Source organism: Agromyces sp. Y575 (assembly GCF_059445445.1).
On sequence record NZ_JCAIUI010000005.1, the window covers coordinates 79,185 to 99,786 of the forward strand.

The 20,602-nt window shown below is 69.6% G+C and carries 17 protein-coding genes; 9 read left to right on the forward strand and 8 right to left on the reverse strand.

Annotated features, from left to right (window positions below):
* Window positions 1-234: 234 nt before the first annotated feature.
* Window positions 235-2,601: a sulfatase-like hydrolase/transferase gene (locus AC1C2U_RS18250; protein WP_495363187.1), complete on the reverse strand. Its 2,367-nt coding sequence runs from the start codon at window positions 2,599-2,601 to the stop codon at window positions 235-237.
* A 204-nt stretch (window positions 2,602-2,805) separates the two neighbouring features.
* Here AC1C2U_RS18250 and AC1C2U_RS18255 point away from each other — a divergent pair, with 204 nt between their 5' ends.
* The 3 genes from AC1C2U_RS18255 to AC1C2U_RS18265 all read left to right on the forward strand — a co-directional run bounded on the left by AC1C2U_RS18255 (window position 2,806) and on the right by AC1C2U_RS18265 (window position 3,757).
* A complete protein-coding gene (locus tag AC1C2U_RS18255; protein ID WP_495363188.1) occupies window positions 2,806-3,264 on the forward strand; it encodes a DUF6325 family protein in 459 nt (152 codons plus the stop codon).
* Window position 3,265: 1 nt separating this feature from the next.
* On the forward strand, window positions 3,266-3,427 hold the full coding sequence (locus AC1C2U_RS18260) for a hypothetical protein (RefSeq protein WP_495363189.1): 162 nt from the start codon (window positions 3,266-3,268) through the stop codon (window positions 3,425-3,427).
* Window positions 3,428-3,538: 111 nt separating this feature from the next.
* On the forward strand, window positions 3,539-3,757 hold the full coding sequence (locus AC1C2U_RS18265) for a DUF8691 family protein (RefSeq protein ID WP_495363190.1): 219 nt from the start codon (window positions 3,539-3,541) through the stop codon (window positions 3,755-3,757).
* Here the strand turns inward: AC1C2U_RS18265 and AC1C2U_RS18270 are convergent.
* The gene (locus AC1C2U_RS18270) at window positions 3,729-6,398 is read right to left on the reverse strand and encodes a winged helix-turn-helix domain-containing protein (protein WP_495363191.1); all 2,670 of its coding nucleotides are present in this window, start codon (window positions 6,396-6,398) and stop codon (window positions 3,729-3,731) included. The two genes, AC1C2U_RS18265 and AC1C2U_RS18270, sit on opposite strands and share 29 nt — an antisense overlap.
* Before the next feature lie 202 nt (window positions 6,399-6,600).
* Between AC1C2U_RS18270 and AC1C2U_RS18275 the strand changes: the two genes are divergently transcribed.
* Window positions 6,601-6,840 carry a PLDc N-terminal domain-containing protein gene (locus AC1C2U_RS18275; RefSeq protein WP_495363192.1) on the forward strand — a complete coding sequence of 80 codons (240 nt, stop codon included), beginning with the start codon at window positions 6,601-6,603 and terminating at the stop codon, window positions 6,838-6,840.
* A 124-nt stretch (window positions 6,841-6,964) separates the two neighbouring features.
* On the opposite strand, the gene AC1C2U_RS18280 is transcribed toward AC1C2U_RS18275, so the two are convergent.
* Window positions 6,965-8,017, reverse strand: a complete 1,053-nt coding sequence (locus tag AC1C2U_RS18280) for an LLM class flavin-dependent oxidoreductase (protein ID WP_495363193.1) — start codon at window positions 8,015-8,017, stop codon at window positions 6,965-6,967.
* 313 nt (window positions 8,018-8,330) lie between these two features.
* Here AC1C2U_RS18280 and AC1C2U_RS18285 point away from each other — a divergent pair, with 313 nt between their 5' ends.
* Together AC1C2U_RS18285 and AC1C2U_RS18290 are read left to right on the forward strand one after the other, a co-directional pair.
* A complete protein-coding gene (locus AC1C2U_RS18285) occupies window positions 8,331-9,803 on the forward strand; it encodes an FAD-binding oxidoreductase (protein ID WP_495363194.1) in 1,473 nt (490 codons plus the stop codon).
* 83 nt (window positions 9,804-9,886) lie between these two features.
* On the forward strand, window positions 9,887-11,071 hold the full coding sequence (locus tag AC1C2U_RS18290; protein ID WP_495363195.1) for a baeRF3 domain-containing protein: 1,185 nt from the start codon (window positions 9,887-9,889) through the stop codon (window positions 11,069-11,071).
* A gap of 125 nt (window positions 11,072-11,196) precedes the next feature.
* Here the strand turns inward: AC1C2U_RS18290 and AC1C2U_RS18295 are convergent, their stop codons facing one another.
* A complete protein-coding gene (locus tag AC1C2U_RS18295) occupies window positions 11,197-11,541 on the reverse strand; it encodes a hypothetical protein (protein WP_495363196.1) in 345 nt (114 codons plus the stop codon).
* 132 nt (window positions 11,542-11,673) lie between these two features.
* Between AC1C2U_RS18295 and AC1C2U_RS18300 the strand changes: the two genes are divergently transcribed.
* On the forward strand, window positions 11,674-12,672 hold the full coding sequence (locus tag AC1C2U_RS18300; protein WP_495363197.1) for an LLM class F420-dependent oxidoreductase: 999 nt from the start codon (window positions 11,674-11,676) through the stop codon (window positions 12,670-12,672).
* Between the two features lie 200 nt (window positions 12,673-12,872).
* Here AC1C2U_RS18300 and AC1C2U_RS18305 read toward each other — a convergent pair whose 3' ends face one another.
* Complete coding sequence (locus tag AC1C2U_RS18305) at window positions 12,873-13,469, reverse strand: TetR/AcrR family transcriptional regulator (RefSeq protein WP_495363198.1); 597 nt, start codon at window positions 13,467-13,469, stop codon at window positions 12,873-12,875.
* Window positions 13,470-13,596: 127 nt separating this feature from the next.
* Between AC1C2U_RS18305 and AC1C2U_RS18310 the strand changes: the two genes are divergently transcribed.
* Window positions 13,597-15,165: an MFS transporter gene (locus AC1C2U_RS18310; RefSeq protein ID WP_495363199.1), complete on the forward strand. Its 1,569-nt coding sequence runs from the start codon at window positions 13,597-13,599 to the stop codon at window positions 15,163-15,165.
* Window positions 15,166-15,246: 81 nt separating this feature from the next.
* Here the strand turns inward: AC1C2U_RS18310 and AC1C2U_RS18315 are convergent, their stop codons facing one another.
* Both AC1C2U_RS18315 and AC1C2U_RS18320 read right to left on the reverse strand, forming a co-directional pair.
* Window positions 15,247-15,819, reverse strand: coding sequence for a hypothetical protein (locus AC1C2U_RS18315; protein WP_495363200.1), 573 nt, complete (start codon window positions 15,817-15,819; stop codon window positions 15,247-15,249).
* Between the two features lie 185 nt (window positions 15,820-16,004).
* Window positions 16,005-16,280, reverse strand: coding sequence for a glutaredoxin family protein (locus AC1C2U_RS18320; RefSeq protein ID WP_495363201.1), 276 nt, complete (start codon window positions 16,278-16,280; stop codon window positions 16,005-16,007).
* Between the two features lie 68 nt (window positions 16,281-16,348).
* Between AC1C2U_RS18320 and AC1C2U_RS18325 the strand changes: the two genes are divergently transcribed.
* Window positions 16,349-16,786 (forward strand): YdeI/OmpD-associated family protein, encoded by a 438-nt coding sequence (locus tag AC1C2U_RS18325; protein WP_495363202.1) that lies wholly within the window; start codon window positions 16,349-16,351, stop codon window positions 16,784-16,786.
* Window positions 16,787-16,899: 113 nt separating this feature from the next.
* On the opposite strand, the gene AC1C2U_RS18330 is transcribed toward AC1C2U_RS18325, so the two are convergent.
* Window positions 16,900-20,571 (reverse strand): TM0106 family RecB-like putative nuclease, encoded by a 3,672-nt coding sequence (locus tag AC1C2U_RS18330; protein WP_495363203.1) that lies wholly within the window; start codon window positions 20,569-20,571, stop codon window positions 16,900-16,902.
* Window positions 20,572-20,602: the final 31 nt, after the last annotated feature.

Genomic DNA, 20,602 nt, shown 5'->3' on the forward strand with positions numbered 1-20,602 from the left:
GGGCTCGACCGACAGCACCCTGCGGGTTGAGCTTGGTCTCGACGGGCTCCCTGCGGGTTGAGCTTGTCGAAACCGCGCTCGACCGGCAGCACCCTGCGGGTTGAGCTTGTCGAAACCGGGCCCGACCGGCAGCACCTTGCGGGTTGAGCTTGTCGAAACCGCGCTCGACGGGCAGCACCTTGCGGGTTGAGCTTGTCGAAACCGCGCGCGTCGAACCCGCAGGGCCAGTCGGGGCTACTGCCTGGCCATCGCGATGCGCATGCGCTCCTCTGGATCGACGAGATGGTCGTGGTCGTCGTCACCGGTGTCGATCTCGACCCAGTGGATCTTGCCGGTGAACCGGCTCGACTGCGGTGTGTAGTCGGGGCTGACAGCCGTGCCGGACTCGTAGCCGACGTCGGTCGTCTCATCGGCGGAGAAGATCATCGGCTGCGTGGCGCCCACTCGGCCGGTTCCGACGGATTCGCCGTCGTAGTACAGCGCGACATCGCCGCCCTTGGCGAGCCCCCCACCGTCGTAGGTGAACTCCATGCGCACCTGGTGCTTCCCTGCTGGGATCTGCGACTGCGCCTCTGTCGCGAACGACTGGATGCCGAGCACGTTGTAGACGAACTTCGCCTTGCCACCACTGACGAAGACGCTCCAGCCGCCGAAGCGGCCGCCCTGGGCGATGATCACCCCGTCGGCACCACCCTCGGGCACGTCGATTTCGGCGGTGACGGAGAACGACTTGTTCTTGATGCTCACCACGCTGTTCTCCGAGAGCCGCCCCATGCCGGCGTAGAGCATCTGGGACTTCCCATGGATGAGCGTCGGCCGGCCCGCCATCTCGGCGTTGAGTCGGTCGCCGGTGCGGTCGTCGATCGGCAGCACGTTGTACTTCACGGCCTCGATCAGCCAGAGCCGTTGCAGCTCGTGCAGGCGGTCGGGCTGCTCCGCCGAGAGGTCGTGGGCCTGGCTGAAGTCGACACTGCCGTCGTAGAGTTCCCAGACATCGTCGTCGAACGCCGGAAGCGTGCCACCGACCAGGACCCACGGTGTGCGGTGTTTCGTGACGGCGCTCCAGCCCTTGTAGTAGATGCCGCGATTGCCGAACATCTCGAAGTACTGCAGGTCGTGTCGCTCCGCGGCATCCGATTCATTGAAGCTGTAGAACATGCTCGTGCCCTCCATGGGCGACTGCAGCACGCCGTTCACCGTGGTGGGTTCGGGCAGGCCGGCGGCCTCGAGGATGGTGGGGGCGACGTCGATGCAGTGCGTGAACTGCGAGCGCAGTCCGCCCTTCTCCGTGATGCCTTTGGGCCAGTGCAGGATCGTGCCGTTTCGGGTGCCGCCCCAGTGCGACGCGACCTGCTTGGTCCACTGCAGCGGCGAGTTCATCGCCCAGGCCCAGCCGACGGCGTAGTGGTTGTACGAGCTCGGGGTGCCCAGCTCGTCGATCTTCGAGGCCATGAACTCCGGCGTTTCGAGTGCGGCCATCCCGTTGAAGTTCGCCATCTCGTTGAAGGCGCCGTTCAGGGTGCCTTCAGCGGACGCCCCGTTGTCGCCGATGATGTAGTAGATGATCGTGTTCTCGAGCACGCCGAGGTCGTCGATGGCGTCGATGACGCGGCCCACATGGTGGTCGGTGTGCTCGAGGAATCCGGCGTAGACCTCCATCTCGCGTTCGAGCACGGGCTTGAGTTCATCGGGCATGTCGTCCCATGCTGGGATCTCCGCGTGCCGCGCGGTGAGCTCGGTGTCGGCCGGAATCAGTCCCAGCTCCTTCTGCCGCGCGAACGTGCGCTCACGCTGCACATCCCATCCCTCGGCGAACTTCCCTTTGTACTTGTCGGCCCAGTCCTGCGGCACGTGGTGCGGTGCGTGCGTCGCCCCTGGGGCGAAGTAGACGAAGAACGGCTTGTCGGGCATGAGCGCCTTCTGCGTGCGGATCCAGCTGACCGCGTGATCGGCGAGATCTTCGGTCAGGTGGTAGCCCTCTTCGGCCGTCGCCGGCGGCTCGACGGGGGTCGTGCCGTTGTACAGGGCAGGTTCCCACTGGTTGTTCTCACCGCCGATGAACCCGTAGAACGTCTCGAACCCGCCGCCGCCCGACGGCCACGCATCGAACGGGCCCATCGGTGAGGACTGCCACACCGGCACCTCGTGGCACTTGCCGAATTGGGCGGTCGAGTACCCGTTCAGCTTGAGCGTCATCGCGAGCGGGGCTTTCGTATTCGGCTTCAGTGAGCTGTTGCCTGGTGCCGAGGTCGCAGTCTCGGTGATGCTGCCCATGCCGACCGAGTGGTGGTTGCGGCCGCTGAGCATCGCCGCACGGGTGGGTGCGCACAACGCGGTGGTGTGGAAGCGGTTGTACTTGAGTCCGCCGGCCGCGAGCTTCTCGGCGTTCGGCGTGTTGCACGGGCCGCCGAACGCACTCGACGCCCCGAACCCGACATCGTCGATCAGCACGATCAGCACGTTGGGCGCACCCTCGGGTGGCAACAGCGGTTCGATGGGCGGATACGACGTATCGGGATCCTTCGCGTCGTACGTCGTCAGGCCCGGCGCCGGGCGATCCGGGATCGGCAGCATGCTGCGTGAGTGGCGGTCGAGACTCATGACGTTCCCCCAAGTCGTTGGTGCGCGGCATCCGTGCGCTCGGCACCGCGGTCGTCGCAGGGACGACGCGGTCACCGTACCGAAACCGGCGCGACGCCGAATCATCCTGTTCGGGTGATGCGTCGGTGCCCGTTCGCGACCACCCTGAGGCTGGCATGCGGCGCTTGCGCTGCTGGCGGCACAGCCACGAACCGGAGGAATGAAATGACTGAACAGGCGCTGGACGACCTCGGACCGGTCGACTTCCTCGTGATCGAGTTCCCGGCAGGGCAAGCGAACTTCACGGGCGAGATCGCGGAGGAGCTCGTGCGGCTCGTCGACGCCGGCACGATCCGCCTCATCGACGCGATCGTGCTCACCAAAGACGAGAACGGGTCGATCGAGGCCACGGAACTCGCCGACCTCGGCGACCTCGGCCCGCTCGTCGACCTCGAAAGCGAACTCGCCGAGTTGCTCGCCGCCGACGACGTCGAGCAACTCGCCAACGCGATGGAGCCCGGCAGCGTCGCCGGCGTGCTCGTGTACGAGAACCTCTGGGCGGCGCCGTTCGCCGCGGCGGCTCGGCGTGCCGGTGGACAGCTGATCGCGAACGGCCGTATCCCGATCCAAGCGATCATCGCGTCACTCGATGCCGATGACGCACTCGAGAAGAGCGGAGCATGACATGCCATTGAGAGCTGCACGAATCGGACGGGTCGGTGTGGTCGGCGCACCCGTCGCCAGGGCCGCCGTCGTGGGGGCGGCGATCCGCCCTGGGCCGGCCCCGGTTGCGAAGGCCGCCGTGGTCGGTGCTGCATTGACGCCCGGGCGCCGCCGGCGCATCTAGTCGAGGCTCGCGTCGTCTGGGGTTCGCGACGCGGGGGTCGCGTCGACGGGGGATCGGCGTCGACGCGACACCGAATGTGTGAGTCGTCGTCACAACGATCGGGGGGAGAACATGAGCGCCGAGACGTTCGAGATCCTCGTTCGAGGCGAGGTCGGCGCGATGATCACCGACGAGCTCGAGGGATTCGAGGTCGTCGCGAGCGGCTCGGGTTCGACCCGCTTGCGCGGGCAGGTGCCCGATCAGGCGCGGCTCCTCGGAGTGCTCGACCTGCTTCGTGGCTTCAACGTCGAGATCGAGTCGGTCATGCACGTACCGGCTCGGCCGGCGTGAGTGGCCCGAGTGGCCCGAGTGGCCCGAGTGGCCCGAGTGGTCCGAGCAACCCGAGTTCGCGGGCTTCTGCGATCGCCGCGCTCCGCCCCGAGACCCCGAGCTTTCGATAGATGTGGGCCAAGTGCGTCTTGAGGGTGTTGATCGACACGAAGCACGCGCGCGCCAGTTCTGCTGTGGTCGAGTAGCCGGGCAGGTACGCGAGGATCTCGAGTTCGCGTTCGGTCAGCGGTTCGGTCAGGCCGGCGTTCGCGTTCGGGGGCTCGAGCTCGTCTCGCCGGCGCACGATCGCGGCGGCCAGGCCGCCGTGTGTCGGCGCGAGTTCGGCGACCAGGTCGAGTACGACGGGGCCCGATTCGAGGAAGACCTCGATGAGCCCTTCGGGTTCGGCACGATCCAGCGCGGTGTCCACGAGGTCGAGGGCGCCGCGATGGCCGCCATCGAGTTCCGTGATCCAGGCGAGCAGCAGGGAATGTCGGATGTCGCCGAGCGGTCGTGCTCCGGTGAAGACGTGGCCCGTGTCGGAGAGCATCCGCTCGGCCGCATCGCGTTCGCCGACGGTCAGGAGCGCGGCGATGGTCTCGAATGCGATCGCGGGTGTCGCCGGCGACGTCGCTCCGTGCACACGCAGGCACTCACGGGCCTGACCGGTGCGGCGCAACGCCATCATCTGCACCGCGACGAGCTGATCGAGGATGACGGGTGCGGGCCCCGGCCCGGCGTCGAGCATCGAATGCTCGGCCCGCTCGAGGGCTTCGGTGAACCGCCCGGCGGCCGCCGCGAGGCGGGCGTGCAGGGTGCGCGAGAGCCACATCAGTTGTGCACGATGGTTCGCCTCCGCGCGGACGGTGCCGTCCCGGAGGGGTGTTGCCGCGGCATCCGGATCACTTCGCTCGAGCGCGACCATCGCCTCGGCGAGGGGGACGTCCGCGATCACCGGATGGGTGAGGAGGCCCGCCGTGGTCGCGATCTCGAGTGCCTCGGCCACCAGGAGCTCGGCGTGGACGGTTCGCCCGCACCACGCATGGACGACCGCGAGTGAACCGAGCAACCCGACTCGGAACGGCGGGTAGAAGCTCCCGTCGGTCTCCAGCGCCCGCAGCAGCCAGCGCTCCGCATCGGCGAGGTTGCCTGCGAAGAAGAGCGATCGGCCCCCGGATCCGACGGCAAGCGTGCGCAGGAGCCGGGGACTCGTGAGGTGCATCAGATCGGGAACGGGCGTACCCGCGTCGGCATCGAGCAGGGCGATCGCCTGCTCTGCTGCGCGGAGCGACTCAGCGGGGCGGGGGTTCCACTGGGTGGTCGCCGAGATCCACGCGTGGGCGACCATGCGCTGGCCGACCGTGGCGCGCGGGTCGTTCGCCACGGCGCTCATGGTGTCGACCGCACGCACCGCATCGCCCTGCATGCCGACGAGGATGCCGAGTTCGAGTGCGACATCGAGCCGCTCGGCCCGAGCTTCCTCTGGGACGGTGGTGATCCAGCGGATGACCGTGCGCATCTCGCCGCGCTCGAACACATCGCTTCCGCGCGCCATGATGGCGTCGAGGGCGGCGTTCCACTGCCGCGCTCGCAGCAGGTACTCGATCGCCGGCGTGAGTTCCCCGCGCTGAGCATGGAACTCTGCGGCGCGACGCAGCAGTCGAGACTCCTCCTCTGCGTCATCGGCGCGAAGTCGAGAGCGGAGCAGGTCGCGGAAGAGGTGATGGAATCGGAACCGCTCACGGTGGGCGTCGAGCGCGACGAGGAAGACGGATTCGTGTTCGAGACGCTCGAGCAGCCGTTGCCCGTCAGCGCGTTCGAGGAGATGGTCGATGAGTTCGGCGGTCATCGTGTCGAGCGGGGACATCCGCAACAGCAGCTCGCGGTCGGCCTCGGGAAGCGCGTCGAGCACCTCCTCGGTGAGGTACTCCGCGATCAGCCGATCGGTGCCGCCGAACTCGGTGACGAAGTCCTCGGGTCGCTCGTGGAAGCGAAGGGTGAGTCCGGCCAGTTGCAGACCGGCGGCCCACCCTTCGGTGCGGGTCATCAACACCTCGAGCATCACCGGTGGGATGTCGCGACGGGTGACCTTGGCGAGGAGCTCAGCCGATTCCGGGCCCGTCATCGCGAGATCGGACTGCCTGATCTCGAGCAGCCGGTTCCTGAGTCGCAGCCGACTCCAGGCGATGGGCGGATCGACGCGTGTCGAGATGACGAAGTGCACGTTGGGCGGAATCGTCGATGCGAGCCTGCCGAGGTCGGCCAGCAGCGTGCCGTTGGAGAGGTGGTGCAGGTCGTCGAGCACGATGACGATCTCGGGGAACGCCTCGAGCTCGGCCGAGAGCGACCGGATCAGCGAGGCGCCCAGGCCTCCCGCGTTCAGCGCGGTCTGTCGTGCGAGGTGCATCACCTCGGGGCGGACCTCGGCGAGGGCCGCGAGCAGACGTCGGGCGAACCGCACCGGGTCGTCATCGGCCGCTTCCACGTCGATCCACGCGAAGGCGACGGTCTCGTGCTCGGCGGCCCACTGGCTCAGCAGCACGGTCTTGCCGGCACCGGCCTGGGCGACGACGAGCGTCAGCGGCAGTGACAGTGCACCGGCGAGGCGGTGCTGCAGTGCCGGTCGCTGGACCAGATACTCCGAAGCGAGGTGTTCGACCACTCGTGCCCCCCAAGGACGCGCGCGGCCGTCCCATGGGTCAGTATGCACCGCCCGCGAATTCGTAGCCATGCCTTTCCGACCCCCCGAACGAGGCGCACGAACCAGGGCATCACTCGATCCGGGTGATGTGCGACCGTTCGCGGCAGATTAGCTTCGAGCCACGCGGGCGTGATCGACACACCCACGGGGGAAGGGAACGGCCGTGACTCTCTGGGACTTTCTGAGCTGGTTCTTCTGGTTCTACATCGCTGTGTCGTGCATCGCCATCTTCATCTCGCTGCTCATCGATGTGTTCCGTGACGACACGCTGGGCGGCTGGGCGAAGGCCCTCTGGGTGCTGTTCCTGCTCGCATTGCCGTTCCTCGCCGCCTTCATCTACCTGATCGCGCGCGGCAGCAGCATGTCGGCGCGCCGAGCCAGGGGGCGTGAATACATCGCGTAGTCGGGGGTTTCGGCGAGCTCAACCGGCAGGCTTTGGCGAGATCGGCCGGCAGGTTTCGGCGAGCTCAACCGGCAGGTTTCGGCGAGCTCGGTTGGCAGGTTTCGGCGGGCTCAGCCGGCAGGGCTCACTTCGTGAGCAGTTCGCCGGCGAGCAACTCGAGCGTCTGCTCGCGTCCGGGGGTCGCATCCGCCGGCTCGGCGTCGTAGGAGCCGCCGATCGGGGCGAGCATGACCTCGTCGATGCCGTGACGGGTGGCGAGGGTTCGCAGCTCGGCGGCGGCGCTCGCCGCGTCCGCGATGATCCAGCGTTGCTCCATCGCGGCGATGATCTCGTCGCCGATCGAGTCGGCGGGGGCGGCGAGCGCCTCCTCGATGGTCTCGAGCGGCCGCATCGGCCGGTTGGTGCGCAGCCTTGCCATCGAGTGCAGCTGCGGCAGCGCCCGTGCCCGCGCCTCTTCGACCGTCGGTGCCACCGACGCGTTCACGGTGAGGAACGTCTCGGGCACAGGGTGCGCCTCGCTCGGCTGGTACTCCGTGCGGTAGAGCTCGAGCGCCCGCTCGAGTCCCTCGCCCGAGAAGTGGTTCGCGAAGACGTAGGGCAGGCCGAGTGAGGCGGCGAGCTTCGCCGAATAGTCGCTCGATCCGAGCAGCCAGAGCGTCGGGACATCCGTCGCCGCCGGAGTCGCGGTGATCGCGTACTCGCGCCCGCTCGTGAGTCGCAGAGAGGCGCCATCTGGCGAGAGCAGCGACATGATGTCGGCGATGTGGTCGGGGAACCGGTCGACGTCGGCCGTCGGGCCCGAGATGCGCAGCAGTTGCGTGATGACGGGGTCGCTGCCGGGCGCGCGTCCGATGCCGAGGTCGATGCGGCCGGGCGCGAACGCCTCGAGCGCCGCGAACTGCTCGGCGACGACGAGCGGGGCGTGGTTGGGGAGCATGACTCCGCCCGAACCGACACGGATGCGCTCGGTCTTCGCCGCGATCGCGGCGACCAGCACGGGCGGCGTCGTCGAGGCGACCGAGGGCATGTTGTGATGCTCGGCGAACCAGTAGCGGGTGAAGCCGAGCCGGTCGGCCAGCTGCGCCAGGCGTACGGATGCCGCGAGCGCGCCCGTACTCGTCTGGCCGCTGCGTACCGGAATCAGGTCGAGTACTGAGAGGCGGGGTGAAGAAGTCATCACCTTGGGCAACCGGAGTTCAGCGCGCGGTATTCCGGGCTTCGCTCCCTGAGCTCGTCGAGCCTGCCCCCTGAGCTCGTCGAGCCTTTGCTCCCTGAGCTCGTCGAAGGGGCGGCGGAGCCCGCGGATTCCCTCGACGGGCTCAACGGGGAAGTGCTGACACTGAGCCGATTGGAGGGCCGACCCTGAAGCAGCGCCGCCGGTTTCGATGTTGGATGGGTAACGTCGCGAGCGCCGCGGGGATCCGTGCGGCCGTCGGAGCGTCGCCCTCGGGGCGCGCATGGGACCGCGACCATCCCGAAAGGAACCATCCGTGAACACCCCTGTGCCCTCGGCCAGAGTGACCGACATCACCGAAGCGCCGTCGCGCCACGACGACGTCACCACGCTCTCGTTGCGTGAGGCCTTCGCGCTCCTCGACGCCCGCCTCGCCGGCGACGTGCTGATCGCGGGCGACCCGCGCTGGGACGATGCCCGCGCTGCGTGGAACCTCGCCATCGACCAGCGTCCGACCGCGGTCGTCGTCGCGAGGAGCGCCGCGGACATCGTGCACACCGTGCGCACCGCGAAGGGCCTCGGCCTCGCCGTCGCTCCGCAGGGCACCGGTCACAACGCCGGCCCGCTCGCCGCTCGCGACGGGCTCGCCGACGCGATCCTGCTGCGCACGCACGAGCTTCGCGGTGTCGAGGTCGATGTCGAGGCGCGCATCGCGCGCGTCGAGGCGGGCGCCCTCTGGGGCGACGTCGTCGCCGCGGCCGCACCGCACGGGCTCACCGCGCTCGCCGGCTCCTCGCACGACGTCGGGGTCATCGGCTACACCCTCGGCGGCGGGCTCAGCTGGCTCGGCCGCTCGCACGGCCTCGCCGCGAATCACGTCGTCGCGATCGAACTCGTCACCGCAGACGGCGTGCGGCGCCGCGTCGACACCGAGCACGACCCCGAGTTGTTCTGGGCGCTGCGCGGTGGCGGCGGCGACTTCGGCGTCGTCACCGCGCTCGAATTCCGGCTCTTCGAGGTCGCTGAGCTGAGCGCGGGCATGCTGCTCTGGCCGATCGAGCGCACCGAAGACGTGCTCGCTGCCTGGTCGGCTTGGACCGCCGAGCTGCCGGCCTCGGTCACCTCGGTCGCCCGCGTGCTGCGCCTGCCGCCGATGCCCGAGCTGCCGCCCTTCCTCTCCGGTCGTTCGCTCGTCGTCGTCGAGGTCGCGATTCAGGAGGGTGCGGCGCGAGTCGCCGAGCTGCTCGCGCCGCTGCGCGCCCTCGCGCCCGAGGTCGACACCGTGCACCCGCAGACCACGGCCGAACTGCTGCAACTGCACATGGACCCGCCCGAGCCGACTCCGGCGTACGGCGACGGAATGCTGCTCGCCGAGTTGCCGCCCGCAGCGATTCGCGCGTTCGTCGCCGCGGCGGGCCCGGATACCTCGTCGGCGCTGCTCTCGACCGAGATCCGCCACCTCGGGGGCATGCTGTCGCCGGGGGTCGCGCGCGCCGCGGCATCCGCTCAGGCGATGCCGGAGCCCGGTGTCGTCGCCGGTCTCGGCGGCGACTACCTCGTGTACGGCGTCGGTATCGCGGTGCCGGGCGCCGGCGACGCGCTCGCGGCGTCCCTCGGCCGCCTGCTCTCGCGTATCGAGCCGTGGCGTGCCGAGAGCGACTACCTGAACTTCGCCGAGCACGCGCGCCCGGCCGAGCGCCTCTTCGGAGAGGAGCTCGAACGGTTGCGCGCGGTCAAGCACGCCGTCGACCCGACGCGGGTGATCCGTTCGAATCACCCGGTCGGCTGAGCTTGGGGGTGTCGCTCGCGCCCCGGCCTTCATAGGCTGGGGTGTGAGCGACATCGCTGTCGCACGATCTTGGGGGAGAAACGATGACCGTACATTACGCATTGCCCACGGCAGCGGATTTCGTGGTGCTGGCGGGAGTGCATCACCCGTCGATCACGATCTACGCATCGACCTCGCCCGTCGTGAGCGAACGCGAGCGCGCAGAAGTGGCCGTCAAGAGTTCATTCGACGAGGCGATCGAACAGGTGAAGGCGTCGGGCGCCCCGAACGCCGAGCTCGAGGCGCTCCGCCGTGAGCGTGATGCCGTGATCGGCGACCAGCAGGTGTGGGCCGGACTCGCCCGGTCGATCGCGATCTTCGTCGCCCCCGGGTTCAACGAGGTGTTCGTGCTGCCGAACCGCCTCGACGACGCCGTGCACGTCGGCTCGCACTTCACCCTCGGCCAGCTGCTGCGGGCGCCGAGCCAAGACCAGGAGGCATTCGCCCTCACCCTGTCGGCCAATGAGTGGTCGCTCTGGCACGCGACGCCGACCGATCGTGCGGTGCGCCTCGACGTCGATGAATCGCACGACAAGAACCTCGACGATGCCATCAACCGCGACCCCGAGAACGACGACAAGCCGCGCGGCGGTAAGCACGGCGATCGGGGGGTTCAGGGCGACGAGCGCCGAAAGGGCTTCTTCGAGCTCTATGCGAAACGGGTCGCCGATTCGACGCGTCATGAGCTCATGCGGCGCGACCCCGAGGGGACCGTGCCGCTCTTCGTCTTCGCTGCCGAACCGCTGCTCAGCCTCTTCACCGACCGCATCCGCAACGGGCGCCGCATCGTCGGTGTCGCAGGCGCCCCCGACCGACTCGGCGCTTCAGAGATCGATGAAGCGCTGCGCGAGCAGCTCGGCCGGCTCAACGTCGCCGAGGCCGACGGGGCGCTGCGCGAGCTCACCGAGGGTGCCGCCGGCCGCGTCGAACGAGACCTCGCCGCGATCGCTCGTGAGGCCGCCGACGGTGCGGTCGAAGTGTTCTGGTTCGACTTCACCACTTCGGTGAACGGCACGCTCGACCGCGAGTCCGGCGCCATCGAGTTCGCGAGCGGGCAGGGCGCGGGTGAGCAGCTGGGCGATGGCACCCACGCCGGCGACCTCCTGCCGCAGCTCGCGCTGCTCGTCATGTCGAAGGGCGGCAAGGTCGTCACGGTGCGCAGCTCCGATCTCGACGGCACCGTCTGGTCGGGGCCGGCGATGGCGGAACTCAGGTTCGCGCTGGCGTAGAGCGCGGCGCACCGAGCCCGGCGCCTGGCGCCTGGGCGTTTCGGTCGCGCCGGACGCCCGGATGCCGCGGCCTCTTCGGGTGAGGCCGCGACATCCGTGCGCTCGTCGTCGTCGCCGTCGCGAACTCAGCGCAGGGCGCCGACCCGCTCGCGCAGCGGAAGCACGAAGCCCTCGCGCCAGCGGAAGCGGATGACGATCTCCTGTGCATGCGAGTCTTCGATGATCGCCTCGACCGTCGCCTCGGTGAGCACCCGTGGTGTCCCATCGCGCGGCGGCGTCTCCCGGATCTCGAGCCACAGACTCTCGGGGTGAGGCACGACGCCGGGGTTGGCGGCGATGAGCTCGAGCTTCCAGCCCGCACTCGCGCAGAGTCCGTAGCCGGTGACGCGAATGAGGCGGATGCCGCTGCTCTCGATGACGGTCGCGTCGAAGTCGGCGGCCGTGAACTCGCAGTGCTGCTCTTCGTTCATTCGGCCGAAGCTACGCCCCGGGAGGTGAGGCTGCCTCAGTGCTAACGCTGAGATGAGTCGCGCCGATACCGTCTCGTTCCACCGGTTCACGGCGGCTCGAGGCATCCATCGAATCGTCCCTATGCTGTTGGCATGAGATTCGGAATGTTCGTTCCCCAGGGTTGGCGTCACGATCTCGTCGGCATCGAGCCGGCCCAGCACTGGCAGACGATGCGCTCGCTCGCCGAGTACGCCGATGCGCCCGGCTCGGCCTGGGAGTCGATCTGGGTCTACGACCACCTCCACACCACGCCCGTGCCCTCGGTGACCGAGGCGACGCACGAGGCGTGGAGCCTCATGGCGGCGTACGCCGCGTCGACCTCGCGCGTTCGCCTCGGCCAGATGTGCACGTGCATGAGCTACCGCAACCCCGCGTACCTCGCGAAGGTCGCGGCCACGGTCGACATCGTCTCGGGCGGGCGGGTCGAGATGGGCATCGGTGGCGGCTGGTACGAGCACGAATGGCGTGCCTACGGCTACGGCTTCCCGCCCGTGCCCGAGCGCCTCGGACGCCTGCGCGAGGGGGTCGAGATCATGCACCAGGCCTGGACCACCGGCTCCGCCACCCTCGCCGGGAAGTACTACCAGGTCGACGGGGCGATCGTGCAGCCGCAACCGCTGCAGCCGGGCGGAATCCCGCTCTGGATCGCCGGCGGCGGCGAGAAGGTCACCTTGCGCATCGCCGCGAAGTACGCGTCGTACACGAACTTCACCGGCACTCCCGAGGAGTTCGCGCACAAGAGCGAGGTGCTGCGCGCGCACTGCGAGAACCTCGGCACCGACTTCGAGGCGATCACCCGGTCGTCGAACTTCCACACCGTCGTCGGCACCGACGAAGCGGATGTCGCTCGGCGCCTCGCTGCCATCGAGGCGCGGGTCGCGCCCTTCCTCGGACCGGAGAAGACCGCGGACTACCTCGCCGACCTCCACGCGCCGAACGCCGCGGTCGGCACGCCTGCCCAAGTGGTCGCCAAGCTCGACGAGCGCCGAGAACTCGGCCTGGAGTACTCGATCCACTACTTCCCCGAGGCGGCCTACGACCGATCGGGGCTCGAGTTGTTCGCGGCGGAGGTCATCCCCGCTCTGCGGTAGCCGGTTCGTGGGTTTCGAGACGGCGCTGGCGCCTCTTCAACCCGCGGGGAGGGTCAGTGGGTTTCGAGACGGCGCTGGCGCCTCTTCAACCCGCGGGGAGGTTCAGCGGGTTTCGAGACGGCGCTGGCGCCTCCTCAACCCGCAGGGAGGGTCAGTGGGTTTCGAGACGGCGCTGGCGCCTCCTCAACCCGCAGGGAGGGTCAGCGCAGGCCGCGCATGAGCAGGCCGAGCAGTCGCGGCAGGTCGTCGGATGCCTCGGTGCGGGCCTCTGCCCCGCCGCCCGGGCGCGACGCCGCCCACGCGAGCGAACCCGCCATCACGAAGAGGTCGCGGGCCGAGACGTCCGCCGACACCGCACCCTGCTCTCGTGCGCGCTCGAGGAGTCGGCCGGTGGCGTCGACGAGGGTGGAGCACGAGGCGCCGAGGGGAGACTTCTCGTTGTTGATCGACTGGGCGATCGAGTCGGGCAGGCCGTCCCACGTGTTCGCGTGGCGGGCGAGGGCCAGCATCCAGGCATCGAGCGCGGTGCCCGCGTCGTCGTCAGCGAGCAGGCGCTCACCGAGCTCGTTGATCTCGAGGCGACTCTCGACGAGCGCGGCCTCGAGCAGACAGTCGCGATTGGGGAAGTGCCGGTAGAGCGTGCCGGGGCCGACGCCGGCGCGACACGCGATGTCGTCGAGTGACGCCTGCGTGCCGTGCTCCGAGAATGCCTCGCCGGCGACCTTCACGATGGTGTCGTAGTTGCGGCGCGCATCAGCGCGCATGGGCCGCGTCGGTGCGGCGGCTTCGATGCTCACGGTTCCTCCTGCGGGGTCCCACGACGACCCTCTTGACAAAGCGGAGACTGTCTCCGTATTGTCGATTCGACAAGGGGAGACTCTCTCCGGATACAACACTAACCCAGCGAGACCAGGAGCACCAGCAATGAGCGAAGCGCCACCCGCGACCGTCTCCGAGGCATCCGCCCGTGATGGGGCGCACGCCCGCGACGGGGCAGATGCCCGCGACGGGGCATCCGTCACCGTCGGCGCATCCGTCGACATGAAATCAGCCGGTGGCGGCCTCGCCACCCGCCTCACCGGCCGCACCCTGCTCGGCCTCATCGTCGTGTTCATCACCCAACTCATGCTCGTGGTCGACGCGAGCATCGTGAACGTCGCGCTGCCGGAGATCCGCGACGAGCTCGGCTTCAGTCCCACCAACCTGTCGTGGGTCGTCACGGCCTACGCGCTCGCGTTCGCGGGCCTCATCCTCTTGAGCGGACGCATCGGCCAGATGATCGGGGCGCGCCGTGCGCTCATCATCGGCACCGTGATCTTCATCGCGGCATCCGCGCTCGGTGGCTTCGCCGTGAATCCCGAGATGCTCGTCATCGCCCGCGTGCTCCAGGGCGTCGGCGCCGCGCTCGCCGCGCCGAGCACGCTCGTGCTGCTCATCGAGAACACCGTGCGCGGCGGGCAGCGCAACCGCGCGATGGCGCTCTTTGTGCTCGCCGCCGGCTCGGGCGGGGCGATCGGTCTCATCCTCGGCGGGGTGCTCACCACGACCCTCGGCTGGGAATGGGTGATGTTCGTCAACGTGCCGATCGGCCTCGTGATCGTCGCCGGCGCGATCGCCTTCCTGCGCGAGACGTCGCGCACCCGGGCTCGTCTCGACGTGGGCGGCGCGTTCACGTCGACACTCGCCATGGTCGCCCTCGTCTACGGCTTCACCGTCGCCGCGGAGTCCGGCTGGCTCGACCCGCGCACGCTCGTGGCTTTCGCCGTCGCGGCGGCATCCCTCGTCGCGCTCGTGTTCATCGAGCGACGCCACTCGAGTCCGGTGGTGCAACTCGCGTACTTCCGCACACCGCGATCCGCCGTGCCGTTCTGGGTCATGCTCTTCGTGCCGGCCGGCATGTTCGGCTTCTTCTACTTCGCGACGCTCTTCACGCAGAACGTGCTCGGCTACGACCCGCTCGGCACCGGCCTCGCACTGCTGCCGTTCGTCGGCAGCATGCTCGTCGTGAACCAGCTGACGCCCCGGTTCGTCGCGCGCCTCGGTGAGCGGGTGGTCGCCCTCGCTGGGCTCGCCGCTCTCGCCGGCGGCATGCTCTGGATGGCACAGCTCGGCACCGCGAGCACCTTCCTCAGCGGCATCCTCGGCCCGGCCATCGTGCTCGGCCTCGGTGCCGGACTCACCTTCGCACCGATCACGTCGATCGTCATGGCGCAGGCGCCTTCTGACGAGACCGGGCAGGCGTCGAGCCTGCTGCAGGGCATGCAGCAGCTCGGCGGTTCGATCGGCGTCGCGGGCCTCACGACGGTCTTCGCGGCAGTGGCGGTCAGCGGAGGTGAGGCGCGCGGTATCGCCGCGGCGCTCATCGGCGGCACGGCGTTCCTCACGGTCGCGTTCGTGCTGTTCGCGGTGTGGGGTCGGCGTGCTCCGGTCGAGGGGCCGGCCAGGCAAGCTGAGCGGATCGACCTGCCAGCAGCTGAGCAGCTGAACAGCTGAACGGGTGAACAGGTGAACAGGTGAACAGCTGAACAGCGAGCAGCGGAGCAGGTCGACCGTCGAACAATCGCATGAGCGGCGTCAGCCGGTGGCAGTGGATGGGGCGGGCCGCTGCGGCTCCTGCCGATCAGCGGTCGTGCGCCAGCCGCTCGCCGGTCGGGCGACGCCGGCCTCGTCGGCGGCCGCGGCGTAGGGGAGCGCGAGCAGATCGCCGGCTACGAGATCGGCTGGCAGATCGGTCGGCACCGACACGGGGCATCCGTTCGCGGCGGCCCTCATCGTGGTCGGCGTGACGCGGGCCACCGAAGCTCGCCCGAGGAGCCGGACCTCGGACCACGCCGGGTCGAGTGCCGAAAGGTCGGCGTCGACCGTGACCGTGACCGTGCGAGCGTTCAGGCCGGCGGATGTCTCGAGCACGCGCACCACCGCGACGCCCGTGCTGCCGACAGCGGCCGGTCGCCCATCGGTGCCCGGTACGACCGCGCGTCCGAGGTGAACGGCGGGTGTTCCGCACAGCTCGGCGAGCCGGAGCAGCGACACTCCGCCGACCTCCACATCGGTGGTCGTCGCGCTGGTCGCCGCCGGCCACCGGTCGGGGTCGATGGGGTCGGGGATGGAACGCCGAAGCGTCGGCAGCAACCGGGTGAGCGTCAACGGTCGCCCCTCGTCGTCGAGCCTGATGAGCCTCGTCGACAGCTCGCGATCGCACCGGTGGTCTGGGGCATGCCTCAGTTCTACGCCCGGCCGCGACCTGTCCGCCCGTTTGTTACGCCATCCGAACGCCGAACGCCCGTTCGCTCACGCCGTGCTCATGCGGTGTTCATGCGGTGCACACGGTGTTACGCGGCGACGGCCTCGTCGAGCTTCGCTGCGAGCTCGGCGTCGGTCGGCTCGGTGAAGTGCGTGCCGTCGGGGAAGACCACCACGGGGATCTGCGTGCGGCCGCTGATCGCCTTCGCGCGGTCGGCACCGTCGAGCACGGTCTCGAGGTCGACGTAGTCGTAGTCGACGCCGCGGCCGTCGAGGAGGGCCTTCGAGCGGCGGCAGTCGATGCACCACTCCGCGCCGTACATCGTGACGCGGGCAGGGTTCAGATCGGTAGCAGGGGAAGTCATATCAATAACCTACGTGGGTACCCTGTGCAGTATTCCCAGCATCGGGGGCCGGTGGCAGACTCGACCTCATGCGATTCGATACGGTGATGTCCCAGGTCGGCAACAACACCGGCATCGAGGTGCCGCCCGAGGTGATCGAGGAACTCGGCGCCGGCAAGAAGCCGCCCGTTATCGTCACGGTGAACGGGTACGAGTACCGGAGCACAGTCGCGGTCATGGGCGACAGGTTCATGGTCTCGTTCAGCTCCGACAAGCGGGCGGCAACGGGCATCGGCGGCGGCGATGCGATCGTCGTCGACCTCGAGGTCGACACTGCGCCGCGCACCGTCGAGGTGCCGGCCGATCTCGCGACCGCGCTCGACGCGGCGCCGGGCGCTCGAGCCGCGTTCGATGCGCTCTCGCCGAGCGCAAGGAAGGCGCACGTCACCGCTGTCGAGGGTGCGAAGGCCGCCGAGACCCGGCAACGGCGCGTCGACGGCATCGTCGCCAAGCTCACCGGCGGCTGAGCCGCCGCCGCTTGGCGCGGCCGTTCCGAGAACAGGATGACGCGCCGCGGGTGTGCCGAGAACAGGTGCACGCGGTCACTCGAGCGGGCGGGCGCCTGTTCTCGTGACCCGCGTCAGCGCACGCCGACGAGGCGGACGAACGCGCTGAGCTGTGCCACACCCTCGGGTGTGTACGGCAGCGCGTCGAGCAGACCCGGCGAGTAGAGCAGGTAGGCCGCCCACTTCGCGCGTGAGATCGCCACGTTCAGGCGGTTCTTCAGCAGCAGGAACTCGACGCCGCGGGGCGCTGCCGCTGCCGATGACGCGGCGAGCGACACGATCGCGACGACGGCCTCTTGGCCTTGGAACTTGTCGACGGTGCCCACCGGCACTTCGGTGAGCCCAGCGGCGTCGAGCGCCGCGCGCACGACGGTGAGCTGCGCGTTGTACGGGGTCACGACGATGATGTCGCGCTGGGTGAGCGGGCGCGAACGAGCGGATGCCGCGGCATCGGTCAGCGCGATCGACTCGGCCGACCCGACTGACGCGATCGACCCGGCGGAGCCGCCCGACTCGATCGACTCGGCGGAGCCGGCCGACTCGATCGACTCGGCGGAGCCGGCCGACTCGACTGCCGCGACCGACTCGACCCACTCCCGCCCGAGCAGCGACTTCGCCAACTCGACGACCGCGAGCGCCTCTTCGGGCGAGGAGGTCGTGTTGCCGGCGTGCTCGATCGGCAGCGCGGTGAGGCCGGGCGCGACCGAGTCGAGCATGCGCTGCGAGGCGACGGGGTGCGAGTGCAGCTCGCCCTCGTACGAGAGGTGCGAGACGGGGTCGGCGACGGCGGGGTGCATGCGCCGACTCTCGGCGAGGAAGTAGCCGAACTCGGAGGGCAGCACGTCGTGGCCGTCGGTGATCCAGCCGAGCGCCGAGGTGTCGATCGGCTCGGGGTGGTTGCCCTGGCTCACTTGCGGCAACTGTTGCGGGTCGCCGAGCAGCAGCAGGTTGCGCGCCCCGACCGCTGAGGCGATGGTCGAGGCGAGCGAGAACTGGCCGGCCTCGTCGATGACGAGCAGGTCGAGCGAGCCGCGCGGCACGCGGTTGTCGTTCGAGAAGTCCCACGCGGTGCCGCCGATGACGTAGCCGGATGCCTCGTGAGCCGCCGTGTACTCGGCCACGCCGTTCTTCGCGATGAAGGTGTACTCGTGCGCGCCGGACTCTTTCGGGTCTTTCGGCGCCTTCGCGACGAGCTCGGGATCGAGGCGCGCCGCGACGACGGCGTCGAGCACGTTCTCGACGACCGCGTGCGACTGGGCGACGACGCCGATCTTCCACGCGTGCCGGCTCACGAGCTCGGCGATCACGTGCGACGCGAGATAGGTCTTGCCGGTGCCGGGCGGGCCCTGCACCGCGAGGTACGAGTCGTCGAGGTCGCGGAGCGACGCGGTGACGGCGGCGACGTAGTCGCGGTCGGGCGCGAGCGGAACGAGTCCGCGGCCGCTGCGGGTGCGCGGCGGGATGCGCCGCAGCACGTCGACGGCGGGGTTCGCCGGCCAGAGGGGGAACGCGCGGTCGACCTGCTGCGCCCACTCGAGGATCGCGCCCTGCTGTCGCCCGGCCTGCGGGGGCGTGCCGGGCGCGAGGGCGAAGGGCAGCTCGTGCCAGGCGACGCCGGCGACGGCGGTCTCTTCGATGAGCACTCCGTCGTCGAGCACGTCGAGCACCCGCACCGAATGCCATGCACGAGAGCCGGGTCGCAGGGACTGGCTCGGAAACGGCGCCGGCGGTTCGTAGAGCGCGATCGGCTCGCCGCCGACGCTGAACCGGGAGCCCGGCGCGATACGGCCGCGCAGGAGTACGTGCCGCCGATCGACGCGGTGGTGGTCTTCGCGGTACCAGCGTTGCACCACGGCGGATGCCGCGGGGTCGACGACGAGCACGTCGCGGTGGTCTTCCCAGGCCTCGAGCGGCTGCTCGACGCGGAAGTAGTGCGACCACCAGAAGCTCTTCGCCTCGCGGTCGTGATAGTCGATCGCGGCCGCCGCGAGCGCGAGCGCGGTGTGGTCGGCGTCTCGGTCGGGGTCGTCAGGCGGGCCGGCGACGGCCTGCAGGTGCACGGCGAGCGGAGAAGGCTCGTAGACCTTGCCCGCGGCCTTCGCCGATTCGACGATGAGCGACTCGGGCACCGGTTCGACACCGGCGGCGCGCGCGAGCCCGAGCAACCAGTCGCGAAGCCGCAGGGTCGACACGCAGTCGTAGCGGTTGTAGTCGGCGAGATCGTCGAGCACGTGCTGCGCGGCAGCCGCACCGGCGAGCCCGGTGACGGGATCGATCTCGCCGGTGGCGGCCAGTTCGCGAGCCCGCACGTACTCGAGGATCGAGTCACCGCCCGACTTCACGTCGGCCTCGCGCAGCTCGGTGCCCATGTAGAGCGGCTCGAGCTTCTTGATCGAGTACGAGCGGCTACCGACCCGCACCGCGCGTTTCACGATCGGGTAGAGATCGACGAACACGCCGTCGGCGAGCAGCTGGTCGACCGCGGCCTCGCCGACGCCATGGCGTGCGGCCATCGTGAGCAGGTGCGTGCGCTCGTAGCTCGCGTAGTGGTAGATGTGCATGTTCGGGTGCGCCGCACGGCGCAGCTTCACGAGCTCGAGGAACTGCACGAGTGCGACCCGCTCTTCGGCGAACGAGTGCGCCCAGAGCGGCGTGAACTGCTCGGCCGTGTCGACCATGCCGAAGAGGTAGTCGAGGCCCCAGTCGGCGGCCGCGCCCTCGGTGTAGAGCGGGTCGCCCTCGAAGTCGAAGAAGAGGTCGCCGGCGTCGGGCTCGGGGATCGCGGCGAGCGAGGCGGCGTCGCGCACGACGACAGGCGGGGGCAGCGGCGGGTCGTCGGGGGAGCGGAGCCCTGAAGCATCTGCCGCCGCTTCGGCCGCCTCGGCCTCGAGTTGCAGCCGCGCCTGAACCCGCAGGTTCTCGATCGTCGCGTCGAGCACCCCCGGCACAGGGCCGAAGGATGCCGCGAGCGCATCGATCGTCGTGATGCCCGCGTCGAACAGGGCGGCACGCTGGGTGACCCGGAGCCCCGCGACGAGCAGCACGTCGCGGTGCGCCTGCACCTCGAGGTCGCACGTCGGGCAGCGCCCGTCGAGCGCGTAGCGCGGATCGCCCCATGCGACCGGGCCGGTCTCGGCGAGCCGCTCGGCGACGATCTGCTCGAGTCGCTCGCGGCGCAGCCGGTAGACCGGGGCGATGTCGGTGAGGCGGTGCACGCTCGTCGATCCGTCGCCGAGGAGCAGTTCGACGGTGTCGGCGCAGGGAACGCCCGTGCGCTCGAGTTGCTCGGCATAGGCGGCGAGCTGCAGCAGCGCCGTGACGCGGGCCCGGCGCGCGAGCTTGGAATCTTGCACGAGGTAGCGGCCGTCGGGCTGACGAACGATGAAGTCCGCGAACCCGATGAACCCCTCGTCGGCGAAGGTCGCCTGGAAGACGATGGGCGCCCGAGCGGCGAACGCGGCCTGCGTGGCGTCGACCGCGGCGGCGACCGCGGCCGGGTCGCGCACGTCTGGCCGCTCGATCTCGACGACGCCGTCGCCGAGCTCGGCACGGTAGGCCTCGAGCACGCGGTGTTCGTGCTGGTCGCCGAGGCGGCCGGAGCGTTCGAGCATCGCGTCTTCGGGGTCGGGCACCTTCTCGATGCGGCCGAGCTTCGCGTCGAGTGCGCGCAGGAACGCGAACTCGCACTCGGACGCCTTCTTGAGATCACTCGCGCTCGTGACGACCGAACCGTCGACCAGATACATCCGGGCCCCTTCCGCCGCCAGAGTCCCACCG

Bases quoted from the DNA above. Each gene is read 5' to 3' on its own strand.
- AC1C2U_RS18250 (WP_495363187.1), bottom strand. From the start codon at position 2,601: ATGAGTCTCGACCGCCACTCACGCAGCATGCTGCCGATCCCGGATCGC.
- AC1C2U_RS18255 (WP_495363188.1), top strand. From the start codon at position 2,806: ATGACTGAACAGGCGCTGGACGACCTCGGACCGGTCGACTTCCTCGTG.
- AC1C2U_RS18260 (WP_495363189.1), top strand. From the start codon at position 3,266: ATGCCATTGAGAGCTGCACGAATCGGACGGGTCGGTGTGGTCGGCGCA.
- AC1C2U_RS18265 (WP_495363190.1), top strand. From the start codon at position 3,539: ATGAGCGCCGAGACGTTCGAGATCCTCGTTCGAGGCGAGGTCGGCGCG.
- AC1C2U_RS18280 (WP_495363193.1), bottom strand. From the start codon at position 8,017: ATGACTTCTTCACCCCGCCTCTCAGTACTCGACCTGATTCCGGTACGC.
- AC1C2U_RS18290 (WP_495363195.1), top strand. From the start codon at position 9,887: ATGACCGTACATTACGCATTGCCCACGGCAGCGGATTTCGTGGTGCTG.
- AC1C2U_RS18295 (WP_495363196.1), bottom strand. From the start codon at position 11,541: ATGAACGAAGAGCAGCACTGCGAGTTCACGGCCGCCGACTTCGACGCG.
- AC1C2U_RS18300 (WP_495363197.1), top strand. From the start codon at position 11,674: ATGAGATTCGGAATGTTCGTTCCCCAGGGTTGGCGTCACGATCTCGTC.
- AC1C2U_RS18310 (WP_495363199.1), top strand. From the start codon at position 13,597: ATGAGCGAAGCGCCACCCGCGACCGTCTCCGAGGCATCCGCCCGTGAT.
- AC1C2U_RS18320 (WP_495363201.1), bottom strand. From the start codon at position 16,280: ATGACTTCCCCTGCTACCGATCTGAACCCTGCCCGCGTCACGATGTAC.
- AC1C2U_RS18325 (WP_495363202.1), top strand. From the start codon at position 16,349: ATGCGATTCGATACGGTGATGTCCCAGGTCGGCAACAACACCGGCATC.
- AC1C2U_RS18330 (WP_495363203.1), bottom strand. From the start codon at position 20,571: ATGTATCTGGTCGACGGTTCGGTCGTCACGAGCGCGAGTGATCTCAAG.